The organism is Pseudomonas sp. Pseusp49, from assembly GCF_059491875.1.
This window is the reverse complement of the sequence record NZ_CP168514.1, coordinates 920,188-934,534: the sequence shown is the minus strand read 5'-3', so window position 1 is coordinate 934,534 and position 14,347 is coordinate 920,188. Positions and strand designations below refer to the sequence as shown.

General features: G+C 60.0%; 16 protein-coding genes. 2 read left to right on the top strand and 14 right to left on the bottom strand.

Annotation, left to right across the window (positions count from 1 at the left end):
* Positions 1-11: 11 nt before the first annotated feature.
* The 10 genes from ACEN83_RS04070 to ACEN83_RS04025 all read right to left on the bottom strand — a co-directional run bounded on the left by ACEN83_RS04070 (position 12) and on the right by ACEN83_RS04025 (position 9,357).
* A complete protein-coding gene (locus ACEN83_RS04070) occupies positions 12-812 on the bottom strand; it encodes an N-acyl homoserine lactonase family protein (RefSeq protein ID WP_495579561.1) in 801 nt (266 codons plus the stop codon).
* A gap of 14 nt (positions 813-826) precedes the next feature.
* Positions 827-1,786 (bottom strand): diiron oxygenase, encoded by a 960-nt coding sequence (locus ACEN83_RS04065; protein ID WP_495579560.1) that lies wholly within the window; start codon positions 1,784-1,786, stop codon positions 827-829.
* 67 nt (positions 1,787-1,853) lie between these two features.
* The gene (locus ACEN83_RS04060) at positions 1,854-2,612 is read right to left on the bottom strand and encodes a TauD/TfdA family dioxygenase (RefSeq protein ID WP_495579559.1); all 759 of its coding nucleotides are present in this window, start codon (positions 2,610-2,612) and stop codon (positions 1,854-1,856) included.
* A 21-nt stretch (positions 2,613-2,633) separates the two neighbouring features.
* Positions 2,634-3,506: a branched-chain amino acid aminotransferase gene (locus ACEN83_RS04055; protein ID WP_495579558.1), complete on the bottom strand. Its 873-nt coding sequence runs from the start codon at positions 3,504-3,506 to the stop codon at positions 2,634-2,636.
* A gap of 31 nt (positions 3,507-3,537) precedes the next feature.
* Positions 3,538-4,878: a KamA family radical SAM protein gene (locus ACEN83_RS04050; RefSeq protein WP_495579557.1), complete on the bottom strand. Its 1,341-nt coding sequence runs from the start codon at positions 4,876-4,878 to the stop codon at positions 3,538-3,540.
* A 32-nt stretch (positions 4,879-4,910) separates the two neighbouring features.
* Complete coding sequence (yfcF, locus tag ACEN83_RS04045) at positions 4,911-5,555, bottom strand: glutathione transferase (RefSeq protein ID WP_495579556.1); 645 nt, start codon at positions 5,553-5,555, stop codon at positions 4,911-4,913.
* A 264-nt stretch (positions 5,556-5,819) separates the two neighbouring features.
* Positions 5,820-6,305, bottom strand: a complete 486-nt coding sequence (locus ACEN83_RS04040) for a cupin domain-containing protein (protein ID WP_495579555.1) — start codon at positions 6,303-6,305, stop codon at positions 5,820-5,822.
* A gap of 84 nt (positions 6,306-6,389) precedes the next feature.
* Positions 6,390-6,884, bottom strand: coding sequence for a RidA family protein (locus tag ACEN83_RS04035; protein ID WP_046040191.1), 495 nt, complete (start codon positions 6,882-6,884; stop codon positions 6,390-6,392).
* Positions 6,885-6,933: 49 nt separating this feature from the next.
* Positions 6,934-8,214, bottom strand: a complete 1,281-nt coding sequence (locus tag ACEN83_RS04030; RefSeq protein ID WP_495579554.1) for an ATP-grasp domain-containing protein — start codon at positions 8,212-8,214, stop codon at positions 6,934-6,936.
* A 42-nt stretch (positions 8,215-8,256) separates the two neighbouring features.
* Positions 8,257-9,357 carry an MFS transporter gene (locus ACEN83_RS04025; RefSeq protein WP_495579553.1) on the bottom strand — a complete coding sequence of 367 codons (1,101 nt, stop codon included), beginning with the start codon at positions 9,355-9,357 and terminating at the stop codon, positions 8,257-8,259.
* A gap of 148 nt (positions 9,358-9,505) precedes the next feature.
* Between ACEN83_RS04025 and ACEN83_RS04020 the strand changes: the two genes are divergently transcribed.
* Positions 9,506-10,924: an aminotransferase-like domain-containing protein gene (locus tag ACEN83_RS04020; protein ID WP_495579552.1), complete on the top strand. Its 1,419-nt coding sequence runs from the start codon at positions 9,506-9,508 to the stop codon at positions 10,922-10,924.
* Positions 10,925-11,544: 620 nt separating this feature from the next.
* Positions 11,545-11,823, top strand: a complete 279-nt coding sequence (locus ACEN83_RS04015; RefSeq protein ID WP_218480042.1) for a DUF3077 domain-containing protein — start codon at positions 11,545-11,547, stop codon at positions 11,821-11,823.
* Between the two features lie 278 nt (positions 11,824-12,101).
* Here ACEN83_RS04015 and ACEN83_RS04010 read toward each other — a convergent pair whose 3' ends face one another.
* The 4 genes from ACEN83_RS04010 to ACEN83_RS03995 form a co-directional block, all read right to left on the bottom strand.
* Positions 12,102-12,311, bottom strand: coding sequence for a hypothetical protein (locus tag ACEN83_RS04010; RefSeq protein ID WP_495579551.1), 210 nt, complete (start codon positions 12,309-12,311; stop codon positions 12,102-12,104).
* A gap of 162 nt (positions 12,312-12,473) precedes the next feature.
* Positions 12,474-13,361 (bottom strand): heme o synthase, encoded by an 888-nt coding sequence (gene cyoE, locus ACEN83_RS04005; RefSeq protein ID WP_007970374.1) that lies wholly within the window; start codon positions 13,359-13,361, stop codon positions 12,474-12,476.
* 11 nt (positions 13,362-13,372) lie between these two features.
* Positions 13,373-13,720: a cytochrome o ubiquinol oxidase subunit IV gene (gene cyoD, locus ACEN83_RS04000; protein ID WP_007970373.1), complete on the bottom strand. Its 348-nt coding sequence runs from the start codon at positions 13,718-13,720 to the stop codon at positions 13,373-13,375.
* Positions 13,721-14,347 (bottom strand): cytochrome o ubiquinol oxidase subunit III, encoded by a 627-nt coding sequence (locus tag ACEN83_RS03995; RefSeq protein WP_007970372.1) that lies wholly within the window; start codon positions 14,345-14,347, stop codon positions 13,721-13,723. It abuts the gene before it with no gap.

The window sequence follows — 14,347 nt, the reverse complement described above, 5'->3', positions numbered from 1 at the left end:
GGGTGCGGGATTTATTGGGGGGGTTGGTGCAGGCAAATGATATGCGGGTCGTCATTCCAGTGCGGGAAGCGCTCGGCGATCAGCGGGTCGTGGCCGGGGATGACGTGGTCTTCACCATCGGCCAGGCGGTCGATCTCGGTGAAGGCTTCGAGGGTTTGCGCCAGGTCATCGAGGATCGGGAACGGGCTGCGCTCACGAATGTTGACCCACAGGTGCGCGGCATCCGAGGCCAGTACAATCCAGCCGCGCTCAGTACTCACCCGCACCACCTGGCTGCCGGGCGTATGCCCGCCCACCGGGTGCAGGGTCACGCCGGGAACGACCTCGACGACTCCACCGTGCAAACGCATCCGCCCTTCGAACAGCGGCGGCAGCGCCGACATTACGTCCTCGACCTCGTAGGTTTTGTTCAGCGTGCGATGGGACATTTTCGGCCCGGTGCAAAAACGCAGTTCCGCTTCCTGCAAATGCACGGTCGCCTTCGGGAACAGCCCGAGGTTGCCGGCATGGTCCCAATGCAAATGGGTCAGGATCAGGTGTTCGACCCGGGCCGGATCGATGTCCAGCTGCCGCAGGGATTCCTCCGGCAGGCGGTACATCTGGCGATTGCGCCGGTCCGCCGTGGCCGGCTGGAAACAGGTGTCGACCACGATCACCTGCTGCTCGTTGCGGATGACCCAGAAGTAGTAATCCAGCGGCATCGGCGCATTCGGATCACCGCAACAGGCGTCGTAGAGAAAATTCTCTCTGGCGGTGCGCTGGGCGTTTGCGCCGACACGGATGGCGAACACTTCGTACACAGGCGTGGACATAGTCACCTCCGGGCTCAGGCGGCCGCCGTGGTTTTGAGGGTCGGACGGAAGTCGAAATCGATCTGCTCGCTGATGCCCAGGTCCTGTGCCAGTTTATGCAGGCCGCTGTAGTCGCGCATGATGGTCGCGTTCTTGTTGCTTTCGCGGGTGTCGGCAATGATCAACGTCGCCTCCTCGACCCCGAGCTGCGTCAGAATCGCCTCCCACATCGAGTAGTCCTGAGCGATAAAGGCACTCAGCGCCACCGACAGGTTGCGTGCGAAAAATTCCCGCTGGGTCGGCTGCATATTGGCGTACATGACCTTCGCCACTTCAGCCAGCACCTTGCTGTGAGCGTATTCGTCGCGGTTGTGCTGCTCGGCCACCTGGCGGTTCTGCGGCTGGATGGTCTGGTCATCCGCCAGTAAATCCAGATAGGCGTTGACGCTGATTTCGGCCACCACCGCAAAGGTGATCGCCGCCAGATCCCGCTGCCATTGTTCGGTCAGCTCGGCCTGCAAGGCCTTCAGGCGCAGGTAAGTGACGGACGGCGGCAGATCCAGATCCTGATCCAGCGCCCGCTCCAGCCTGGTCCGTTCGATGGCGCGCAGGTGCATCAGCGTGTGGTAGTGCTCGTCGATCAGGGTCTGTTGCATGGCCTCGCGAAAATGCCAGTCGTCCTTGCCCAGGTACTGATTGGCAATGACGCTGAGGGCCGGATTGACAATGTGTTCTTCGGCGGTGACGGTGCGCAGGTTGTAGCCGATCCAGCCCCAGGTCACCACGCTGCTTTTGAGCTCGTCACTCAAGGCCTGGAATGTCGGGTGATGGAAAAACGGCACCATGCACTCCGGGTAATCCGGGCGCAGCGGGTCGAACGCTTCAATGATCCGGGCCCTGTCCGGCGCACAAACGGAGGCGCGCCGGGTCCAGGCCTGGTTGAGCCGCACGATCAGTTGATGATCGACCTGGGCGATCTCGATTGCTGTTTGCATGACGCGATACCTGTAAGACGCGTACCCGCCAAGGGGTACGCCAAAAGAATGAAGGGCGCCGGAAAAATCAGGCCAGCCAATAGCGGGTCAGGTTGCGCGCCGGATCAGTGTAACGACTGCGGGCGTGAATCATCCGCCAGTTGTCCCAAATCAGCAGGCATCCGTCGGGAATCAGCACCGGAATGTTGTGCTCGACGAAGTACGCCTCGCCGAGCGCGGCAAACCTGGCCAGCGGCGAGGTGCTGTTGGCGACCAGGGATTGTTGTAGAGCTTCCTTTGACGGGTTTACATCGCCATAGTGAAACTGGTTGTAACTGAAGCGGAAAATATCCCCGTCCTCCGTGGGCGTGAGGATGTACTCCTTGACCCGCCGTTGTCCCGGTTCGCCCGGTTTGGCGGTGGCGACAAATTCTACGGGCGTGTCATCCAGCCACTCTCGCAGTTCTGGTTCACTGCGCTCCAGGGACTTGAGAAATTCGTAGCCGTCCACCAAACCGGTGTGCCCGCCGCCACACGTCGCCTGTTTATGGCAATGCAATGCCAGGTAACGCGGCGGCGGCCCGTACACAGGCGCCTCTGTGTGCGGGCCAATGCCGTTCATGCTCTGGGAATACGGCAAGTCTTCGTAGCCTGGCTTGCGGGTAATGGCGAAGGCTGTCTGGCCGTTGAACTGCGGAATGATCGGACCGAACTCATGCAAGGTGCCTACGACATCATCGGCAAATTCTTCCGGGGTCAGCACAGTCCAGCCCAGCGTCGACAGCTCTTCATGACGATGGCCGAGCGAAATGTAAGGTTGAGACGCAACAATCCCTTGATCCGACATGGTGAGATTCCTGGCAGGTGATCAGGCGTTTACGGTTGAGGTGTAGGCGGCAATGAAGTCGCGGCAGGCGTCGCCCGGTCGGTAGCGCTGCTCGTCGATGCACTGCACCGGGGTGATTTCGGCAGCGGTGCCGGTGAGAAAACACTCGTCGAAGTCGCCGAGTTCCGTCGGCAGAATCGTCCGCTCGACCACCTGATAATCCAGCGCCCTGGCCAGTTCGATCACGGTTTGCCGGGTAATGCCGTTGAGAAAACAATCCGGCAGCGGGGTATGCAGCGTCCGGCCTTTGACGAAAAACACATTGGCGCTGGTGGCTTCGGCGACATGACCACGCCAATCGAGCATCAACGCATCGTGGTAACCCGTGTTCTCGGCGTCGTGCTTGCTCAGCGTGGCGATCTGGTAATGCCCGGAGGCCTTGGCCTCGAACGGGCTGCTGCAGGGTGGCGGACGGCGCCAGCTCGCGGTTTTCAAGCGGATGCCGGCCATGCGCGCCGCCGGGTCGAAATAGCTCGGCCACTGCCAGCAGGCAATGGCCACGTGCACACGGTTGAAGCGCGCCGAGGTGGAGATCATTTCACTGCCGCGCCAGGCCACCGGGCGCAGATAACCCTCGAGCACCTTGTTGCGTTGCAGCAGTTCCTGGCTCGCCGCTTCCAGTTCGGCCAGCTCATAGGGAATGGCAAAATCCATCAGGTGCGCCGAGCGGTACAGCCGCTCGCTGTGCTCTCGCAGCTTGAAAATTTTACCGTTGTAGACCCGCTCGCCTTCATACACGGTGCTCGCGTAATGCAGGCCATGGGTCAGTACATGCAACTGCGCCCGGGACCACTCGACGAACTCGCCGTCGAGCCAGATGACACCCTCGCGCTGATCGAACGGGATACTGCTCATTTCCATATCTCCCCATTGCTCATGAATGTTCCTACGCCGTTTCCAGCAACACCGGTATCAATTCCGGCACGGCGGCGAGCTCGGTCTGAAAGAAGAACGAACGCTCGCCGAAGGCCGGTTGCAAGTCGTCGAACCAGGTCACTTGCGGATCGAAACGCGCGTAGAACGTGCGCAGCACCCATTGCGGATTGCGTGCCTGGAGGAACTGCAGGACGAAGACTTTTTCCCCGGCGACGGTCTCGATGCCGTTGATCAGCACCTTGCCGTAGAAGGTGCTCATGGACGGCCCGCGCACCGTTCGCGCCAGCCCCGACACCGTGCGGTACGCCGCCTGGAAGATCTCGAAGGCGCGGGCCAGCGGCATCGCGAAGTAGTGGCTGGGGCCGGTGTCACGCTCGACGAACATGTAATAAGGCACGGCCCCGAGCCGCACGCCTTCGGTCCACAGCGCGGCCCAATCGGCGGGGTTTTCGTTGATGTGGCGGATCACCGGGGCCTGCATGCGCAGTGTCGCGCCCGTCGAGCGGATGCGCTCGACGGCCTGGCGGGCAATGGCCTGGCGGATCTCCACCGGGTGGTTGTAGTGGCCCATGATCGACAGGTTCTTACCCACCGCGACGATGCGCCGGAACAGTTCCAGCAGCTCGGGCGCATCCTTGTCGCTGACAAAACGCTGCGGCCAGTACGCCACCGATTTGGTGCCGATGCGGATGCTTTTGAGGTGTGGCAATTGCAGCAACGGCTCGATGTAACTGGCCAGCGAGCGGGTGTTCATGATCATCGGGTCGCCGCCGGTAATCAGCACATCCGTGACTTCGGTATGCACCCGCAGGTAACTGACCAGCTCCTGGGACTCGCGAGCGTTGAACTTGAGTTCTTCCTCGCCGATGAACTGCGCCCAGCGGAAACAGAAGGTGCAGTACGCGTGACAGGTCTGACCGGCACCAGGGAAAAACAGCACGGTCTCGCGGTACTTGTGCTGGATGCCCGGCAGGACCTTGCCGTTGAGCGTGACGCCGTTGTGGGTCAACTGTCCGGCCGGATGCGGGTTCATGCGCAGCCAGATCGCCTCGATCCGACGCTTGATCGCCGCGCTGTCATCCAGCTCGATCAGTTGCTTGAGCGAGGCATATTCCTCTGGCAGCAACATGTCCTTGTGGGGGAAGGTCATGCGGAAAACCGGATCGTCCGGAATGTTGTTCCAGTCGATCAGCGTGCCCAGCACGTATTCGTTGGTGCGAAACGGCATGACCCGGGCCACCACGGTCATGGCCTCCTGCAACGCCGGCGTCAGCTTGTGCCAGTAAGGTGTGTCGCGGATGGTGCGTGAGTTATAGGGTTTGTAGCGTTCGTGCTCCGACAGTCCTTGCATGGCCGCGCTCCTGGTGGTTGCCCTGAGTGTTGTTAGGCGATGGCCGGCGCTTTGCGCTCTATGTCCATCCACGCCCGAACGCTGTCGCGATCCCACTGGCGACGCACATAGGCCTGGAGCCGTGCCGGCACCGGATCGCCGTTGGCAACCAGGCGGTTGAGCATGATTGCCAGGTCGGTGTCGGCAATGCTCCAGTCACCGAACAGATGCTCGGCGCCCTCCTCCAGCAAATGGTCGGCGACGAACAACAGGCGCTCGACGGCGGCTTGGGCCTCGTCGGACAGCGCGGTGTTTTTCTTGCCGAAGTACACCAGGTCAAACGGGCGCTCCTTGCGCACCACCAGCAAGTCACTGCGCAGCCAGGCCTGCAATTGACGGGCGCGGGCACGCTGCTGGAGGCCCTGCGGATAGAGTTTTTTATGCCCCGGGCAGAGTTCATCGAGGTACTCGGCAATCGCCGAGGATTCCGACAAGGCAAAATCGTCGTGAACCAAGGTTGGAATTTTGCAGGTCAGCGAAAGATCGCGATAACTCGCCCGATAGTTTTCGCGTAATTTAAGATCAACCGAGACAAGTTCAAATGAAAGTTGCTTTTCCTTGAGCGCGACAAACGCCGACATCGCAAAAACGCTGACATGATCGGCGCCGATATACAGTTTGAGCTTCCTGTTTTCCATAGAGCACTCCATTCACTGACTGCAGGGATTAACGTGCATTGGAAGTGATCGTAGTTAGTTGAATGAAGGCTGAATAGATACAGAATTTGTCCGTTTCAATCGATACAGAAAGTTTGTTTACGCGGGTAAACACGCACGCAAAAAGCGGGCTCGGAGCGTGTTTCGACGGATACAAAAAACGTAGGAGCCGGCTTGCCGGCGATGGCGATCTCAAGGTCGCTATCGCCAGCAAGCCGGCTCCTACGAAAAGCGGTGGTGGGGAAATTACGGCTGGGTGGTGATCAGGCCATGGCTGTCGGCAAAGTTCGAGAGCAGTGCCATTTGTGGCATGTTGCTCATGTTGAGCATCGCCAGAGGCTCGTGTTTGCTGGTGTTGACGAAGCCATGCCGGGTCCAGGCCGGCACCAGCAGCACGTCGCCGCTGCTGACGTCGACCGCATCGGCATCGCCGAGGGTCAGCACGCCGCTGCCACACTGGATAACGAACAGATGCCACCAGGAGTGGGCATGACCGTTGAGCGTTACACCGGGGTTCAGCCATTGCATGGCGATCGCCATCCCGGGCGTCACTGCACAGCCGTCAATGCTCTTGTCGTTAGCCAGCGCGACAATATCAACGTCGCTGGCCTCAAGGGTCTGACGCATATCCGCCAGTTCGGTGCCTTTCCATACCTTGGCACTTTGCTGTCGATGATGCAGGCTCTGACGAAAGTCCTTGTATGAAAAAAACGCACCTTGAAAGCTATCCATTCGCACGTCCTTTCTTTTTATTTCCCACACTTTAGCGCTAAACCTTAAGTTATAGGGTTCAGCGCTGTAAAGTCTGGAATTAATTTACAAAACCGATGGGCGCAAGGCGGCAATCATGTCAACTTCTATCGCGGCATTCTTCGGTAATTGATAAACACCGACTGTAGTGCGCGTATGTTTACCAGCATCGCCCAAGACGTGGCTGAACACATCCGAAGCACCGTTGGCCACTTCGCTCAAGTCGACAAAATCCGCCGTGGACTTCACATAGACCGTTACCCGGATCAATGACTTGATCTTGTCCAGTGAACCGATGGCATCGACGATCAACGCCAGCCCGCGCATCGCACTGATGCTGGCAGCCGCTTGCGCATCGGCCATGCTGAGGTCCAGCCCGACGCGGCCTGGGTAATGGATCTTGCCGTTCATGCGTGGCACCAGGCCGCTGATGTACAGCTCATCGTGATGACGGATCAGCGGCGCGTAATGCCCGCCTGCGGTGTTTTCGCCGTAGATGTCATAGCCAAACTCTTTGGCCAGGGCGATGAAGCGTTCATCGCAGGTCATGTGTTGGATCATTGATCGAACCCTCTTGATCGGTAATGCAAAAAAACGGCTGCTTGCGGGCTCAGCACACGGCGCGGGTGGCCGGTGCCAGGCAAGTGATCTCGATGCGTGACTCAATCGACTCGGCCAGGCGCAACAGGTCGTGGCTCAGTTGCCCGTAGTGTTCGTTGAACAACACGATGTGGCCGACGAACGAGAAGTTGTCTTTCACTAATGCACTGACCGAGTCGCCAATCCGCTTGGCGTACTGCCCTTCCACCAGGTCGATGCGCAGAGCGCGGGCCAGGGCCTCGATGTCTGGCGTTGCCCGCAGGATGCCGCCGGCCGGCGCCCGGAGCAGGCGAATGCCGCAGTAGCCGCGAGCCACTGGCTCATGCTGCTCGGTCTTGCCTTCCACCGCCCAGCGCACCCAGCGTTCCCACGGATCGAAATTGACGAAGGCGCGCTTGGCCAGGTCCCAGATGTGCATGCCGCCGGGGCGCATGTTGGTTTCCACAGCGCTGGTCAGGTTGTCGCAGCGCAGGAACACTTCGTTGTGCCAGGCACCGTTGTCCCGGGACACCAGACCCGCCATATGCCGACCGGCAGCCATCAAGCGCGCCTGGGCCTCAGCCGGCAGCGGTGCGGGCACGACTTGCTGGATCTCGGCGCGGTAGGCGCCTTCGGTGGTGGTTTTTTCAGTCACCCAGGTGCTGCCGGCCACACAGTCCCAGCTGTATTCGCGAGCGTTCTGCACCAGCTCTTCAAGAACGATGCCGCCTTCGCGGTAGGGCTTGAGGGCGAGCCAGGCGTCATCGCACTCCGAAGGGTGATGGATCACGCGACAGCCTCGGCTCGCCCCTTCGCAGGCTGGCTTGATGAAGGCCTTGCCGCCCAGTTCGACGACGCGCTGGCGCAGTTCCGGCAGGCTTTCGACCCGCACGGAAAACACCGGCCGGTATTCTTCAGGGGAGGTGCTGGCCGTCGCTTCAAGCCGGCGAAAGATCTGCTTGTCCAGGCCCGCCCGCGCTTCGTCCGGGGTAATGCCCGGCAGGCCGAAGTGACTGGCCAGCGCGGCACCGAGCAGCACGCCGCGATCGGAGAACGGCAGCACGCCGATCAGCTTCCAGCTGTCGGCATTCAGGCACCCCACCACCAGTTCAAGGGACGCCGCCACGTCTTTCTCGGCCAGCGAAGTGCTGCAGACGTGATCGGCCACTTGGTCGTCATGGGGCTGAATCTTCTCGACCAGCAGGATGAGCCTGGCGTTGTAGAGCGACTTGCACAGCTCGCGCAGTTTCTGGATGTCGTGAACCCGATTGCCGTTGTAACCGACCACTACCACGCATGAAGTCGTATTCATAATGCCCCCGACCTGCAAAGTGAAACCCGCAACGGCGATGACTCAGTCATGCAACGACGCATTGGATTTACGGTTGAGCCAGTACCAGGCCAGGATCCCGCCGGCGCCGATGGCGGCGAGGACCAGCGCGTTGTACGGCGCCGGCACCACTCGCATGATCAACACGGTCAGCCCGGCCCCCACACCCAGGGACACTTCCTTGACGAACATGTTGTTTTGCTTGACCGAGAAGTAATCGAGGTAGCTGAAGGCGCATTCGGCGATCGACAGCAACGCCACCCAGATCAGCGCCCCGACAAGGGTTTCGACGTGGAACGCGGCTGGCGAAGACAACACGGCAAAACCGCCGACGATGATCCCGATCACCGCCACGACCTTGAAGCGCCCGGTGCGCTCGATCAGCTTCATTACCGGCACCTGGGCGAACACCACCACGGCGCTGTTGAGGATCAGCATCAAGCCGTACCAGGCCGGCAGCTCGCCGGTCTTGAGCAGGATCGCCTGTGGCAGGATCGAGAACACCCCGAACAGCTTGATGCCCATGATGATCCCGGCGATCACCCACGGCAGTTTGTTGCCCCAGTTGCTGCCGACCTGGCTGGCCGGACGGGCCGGCACCGGTTCGCTGGTGAAGGTCGCGCCGAGGGCGATCGGCAGGCACAGCAACACGAACGCCGCCGCACCAAGGAAAAACATCGTTGGGGTGAGCAGCGGCGACAGCAGGATCAAACCGGCCACCAGGCTGCCCATGTTCATGGCCACGCGGTTGTAGGCCGCGCCTTCCTTGGTCTGGGCCGCCTCGCTCTTGATCAGGTAACCGGCAATGGCAATGCCGTAGGCAAACAGTGCAGCGGCAAACATCACCATGCCTTGATGGCTGGTTAGCGCCAGCAGCACCAGGCCAAGGCCGGCACACAGCAGCGTGACGCTCAGGGAGCGGCGGCCAAGCACCAGTAAAGTCAGGGGCAACAACAGCAACAAGGCACGATATCCAAGGGCCAGGATGCTGTTGGTGGCCGTGTCGAGCCAGACGTTGGCCTTGCCCAACACCGCGAACAGCGAAACAGCCGTGATGATCCGGATCGTGAATAACCGCAGGTTAATGACCGGCTTGGCCACCGCGACCGTTGTTTCGACACTCATGCAGCACCTCAGGAACCGGATGAACGCCCGCCAACAAAGGCCGACATTCAGAAAAGTCTGTAAGGGCATGGTAGAGAGAGAGGCTTGTCCTGATCAGGGCAAGTTCGTATAGAATCCAACGAACTTTACTGCCGGAGAGACCAGTAAAATGCAGGTTCAACGTGCAGTCATCAAAGCCATTGAATTCCAGCCCGGCGCGCCGCTGGTGCAGCAGATCGTCGATCAGCTGACCCAGGCGATCAGCACCGGTGGCCTGCCCCACGGCGCCAAGCTGCCGCCGATTCGCGAACTCTCCGACTTGATGAACGTGGGCAAGTCCACGGTGGTCGATGCGCTGGACCGCTTGCGCGCCAAGGGGCTGGTGGTGTCGCGCCAGGGCTCGGGGCATTACGTGCATCGCTCCGAAGCGGCGCTGAAAAGTGGCACCGGCCCGGACCTGCAACCCCAGGACACCCTCAGCGTGGTACGCCGCGCACTGCTGCTGGACAACGGCGCACTGCGCCCCGGCTGCGGTTTTCTGCCGACCTCCTGGCTGCCCGCCGAAGAATTGCAGAAAGCCGTGCGCGGCACCCTGCGAGCGACCTCGTTGCGCATGGGCGAGTACGGCGTGGCCGGCGGTTACGTGCCGTTGCGCCAGGCCTTGCGGGTCAAACTGGCGACCTTCGGCATCGAAGCGCCGGTGGACCAGATCATCACCACCGCCAACACCATGCAGGCCATCGACCTGCTGATGCGCCTGCTGGTCAAACCCGGCGACACCGTACTGCTCGACGATCCGTGCTACTTCAACATGCACGCCAACCTGGCGCTGCACGGGGCCAAAGTCATCACCATCGCCCGGGATTGCGACGGCATGGACCTCGACGCGCTCGAGCAACTGCTGATCGCCCACAAACCCGTGCTGTACATGACCAACAGCACACTGCATAACCCCACCGGCCACTCGTTCACCCCGGCCCAGGTCTACCGCTTGCTGGAGCTGAGCCACCGCCATGGCTTCCACATCGTCGAAGACGATCTGTACTGCGACATCCAGCAACGCCGCACCCCGCGCCTGGCGGCCAGCGGACTGGACAATGTGAGTTATGTCTCCGGCTTCTCCAAGACCCTGACTGCCAACAGCCGCGTCAGCTACACCGTGCTCTCACCACAACTGGCGGCGCGGATGATTGCACTGAAAATGGCCTGCGGCGGAGTGACGTCGGAGCTGGCAGAGCAGATCACCTGCACCATGCTCAGCGACGGCAGCTACGCCAAACATGCGCGGCGCACGGTGGACCGGTTGTATGAGTCCAACAGCCGGGTAGCGAGTTGGCTGGCGGAAGCCGGGTGTTCGCTTTCCTCGTTGCCGGGCGAAGGCGTGTTTATCTGGGCGCGGTTGCCGGAGGGCCTGCACGCCGAGAACCTGGCTCGACAAGGGCTGGAGAACAACATGGTGTTGGCGCCGGGGACCTTGCTGAGCAAAGCGCCGAATGCCAGTCAATTCCTGCGGTTCAATGTGGCGCATAGCGATAGTCTGCAGGTGCGGGAGCGGTTTTTCCGGTTGCTCAACACACAAAATAAATAACTGAGCCCCCAATCCTGTGGGAGCGGGCTTGCCCGCGATGAGGCCATCACATTCAACATTGATGTTGCCTGTCAGTCCGCCATCGCGAGCAAGCTCGCTCCCACAGGGGGCCGCGTCATGCTCGATATCAGCGATAACGCTAGTCCAATGTGGGAGCGGGCTTGCCCGCGAAGAGGCCGTCACATCCAGCATCAATGTTGCCTGGCACACCGCCTTCGCGAGCAAGCCCGCTCCCACAGGGGTTGTGGTGTCCCGGCCATCCCCCGGCCAGCAGATCGCTACGATTGCCGACTCCATCCTTGCCGGCTAACTTCGCCCGGTCGCTGCCAATTCAGCGACCGGGCCTGAGAACCCGAGTAAGATGCCACGCAGCTACGCCCCACGATTGTTGGCGTTTTTTTACGCCTGAATTTTCGTGCTATGGCGGCTGTGTGTGGGAGACCTTAGGGTCTGCCGGGTCCTGCATCTCCGGTTTCTCAGCCTGCGCACAGCTGCCACCCATTCGCCTGAGAACGAACGGGACAGCTTCACTTATGCAGGAGTTACAAATGAACGCTATCGATCCGTCTGCTACACCAGTCATGCCCCTCCACCCCCAGCCCAGCAGGAGGTGAAGCCCAATGACCAACCCTCAAGACCTGAAAACCATCGGCCTCACCCCCTTCTCCTACCACGCCAACGAACCGCTGTTCCGCATCAACGCCGGTGTCCCGGTGATCCAAGCCCTCTACCACGCCTCCGACCTGCTCCACCTCGCCAAACTGCTCGCCTCAGACGCCGCCATGGTTCGCGACTCCGACCGGCACGCCTGGGCCTCGCACTTTTTGCAGGACATGAGCAAGGCAATCATCGATGACGTGGTGAAGGTGCTCGATGCGCCGTGTAACAACCGCGCATAAACAGAAAGCCCCGCATTTCGTTTGAAACGCGGGGCTTTTCAGTGCATAGGCACGCATATCGCTAAAATCAGCGTCAAGCAAATACCCCCCTGTAGGAGCTGCCGCAGGCTGCGATCTTTTGATTTTCAGCGATCTCAATTCCGCCAAAGATCAAGATCAAAAGATCGCAGCCTGCGGCAGCTCCTACAGGGGGGGGCGTAGAACTCAAAATTGGCGGTAGCACCTGAATTACCCCCGAAAAAAAATCCCGCCCTTCTCTCAAAGGGCGGGATTTTTGCTTAACCAAAATCGTACGAATGGATCACCAAATCTTCATTGAAGTTCAGACTCACACGTTCTGGCCGTAAATCCGCCGTACCGGCGAAACCAAAACCCATTGGGCGAACAGGGCGCCCAGTGAGCTGCGACAATGCCTCACGCAGTGACTCGCTGTATGGTTTACCGATAGCGGCATTCAAGATGGTTTTGGTTTGCTCGAGATTTAACATGGTGCCTCCTGGCATCTATGGGTTATGCGCGTTGTTCCTCAATGCGCCACTCCACTATCGAGCACCCAAACAATTTAGTGCGGTACATATGTATCGCTTTTCCAAAAAGCAAAAAAAAACCGCCCTTCTCTCGAAGGACGGTTTCTTTACAGCATCCGACGCTTACGGCGCGTACGTCAGCAGCAACTCGGTCGGCACTTTGAAGTCCAGGGACATCATCACGCTCAACGCGGTAATGGTGAAGATCGAGAACACGAACAGCTTGCGTGCCCAGACCGTGTCATCCACTGCCTTGTAGCCGGTCCAGGCCATGTACAGCCAGTACATGCCCATGGCCGCGGCGACGGCGAGGTAGCTCATGCCGGCGTAGCCGCTGAAGGTCAGCATCAAGGTCGCCACGAGGAAGGCCAGGATGTAGATCAGGATGTGCTTCTTGGCCACTTCGATGCCGCGCTTCACTGGCAGCACCGGAATCGATGCGGCCAGGTAATCGTTGAAGCGGAAGATCGCGATGGCATAGGAATGCGGCATCTGCCACAGGCTGAACATCACCAGCAGGGTCAGCGCGGCCATGTCGAAAGTGTTGCTCACTGCGACGTAGCCGATGACCGGCGGCATGGCGCCCGACAGGCTGCCCACCAGCGTGCCGTGAACCGACTTGCGCTTGAGGTACAGGCTGTAGAAGCCGACGTAGATCACGAAGCCGATAACCGCGAACAGCGCAGCCAACGGGTTGGCCACCTTGTACAACAGGGCAACGCCGGCGACACCCAGGACGGTCGCATAAACCAGGGCCAGTTTCAGGGAAATCAAGCCCTGGACCAGCACCCGGTTCTTGGTGCGTTCCATCTTCAGGTCGATGTCGCGGTCGATGCAGTTGTTGAACACGCAACCGGAGGCAACCACCAGGGACGTGCCGATCATGGCGGCCAGGAAGATGGCCAGATCGACATGCCCTTTGGAGGCCAGGAAAAATCCGCCTGCCACAGAAAGCACGTTACCGAAAATGATCCCCGGTTTGGTGATTTGGATAAAGTGCTTAAGGGACATGCGGATCTACCTCACTTCGCCATCATGAACGTGTGGATGCTGAACATGATCCACAGCGACAAGCCAACCAGCAGGACAATCACGATCGCGGCAAAGACAAACGCAATCACGTTGTTACGCTGCGCGGCCGAACGGTCCAGGTGCAGGAAGTACACCAGGTGCACCAGCACCTGGATAACTGCGAACGCGACGACGATCATCAGGGTGATCGACTTCGGCAGCGTCGGGTACATCACCAGACCGAACGGGATCAGGGTCAGGATCACCGACAGGATGAAGCCGATGGCGTAGGACTTGACGCTGCCGTGACCGGCGTCGTGGCTGTCATGGCCATTGTGGGAATGAGCTGCGTTAGCCATTTACATAGTCCCCATCAGATAAACAACGGTGAATACGCAGATCCACACTACGTCCAGGAAGTGCCAGAACAGGCTCAGGCAGCTCAGACGGGTCCGGTTGGTCGCCGTCAGGCCTTTTTTCTGCACCTGGTACATCATGATCGCCATCCAGATCAGACCGCTGGTCACGTGCAGACCGTGGGTGCCGACCAGGGTGAAGAACCCGGACAGGAAGCCGCTGCGGTTCGGGCCGTAGCCTTCGGAGATCAGCATGTGGAACTCGTTGATCTCCATGCCGATGAAGCCGGCACCGAACAGGAAGGTCATGGCCAGCCAGCCCAGGACCTGCTTCTTGTTGCCACGGAAGAACGCCAGCATGGCGAAGCCGTAGGTGATCGAACTGAACAGCAGCAGAGCGGTTTCGCCCAGTACGTATGGCAGTTCGAAGATGTCGTGGCCCGACGGGCCACCCGCTACGTTGTTAACCAGTACCGCGTACGCCGCGAAGATCGACGCAAACAGAATGCAGTCGGTCATCAGGTAGAGCCAGAAACCGTATACGGTCATCTCGCCCGAGTCGTGGTGATGGTCATCATGCCCATGTCCATCGACATGGGTGTGTCCAGCATTGGTCACTAAGTTCGACAT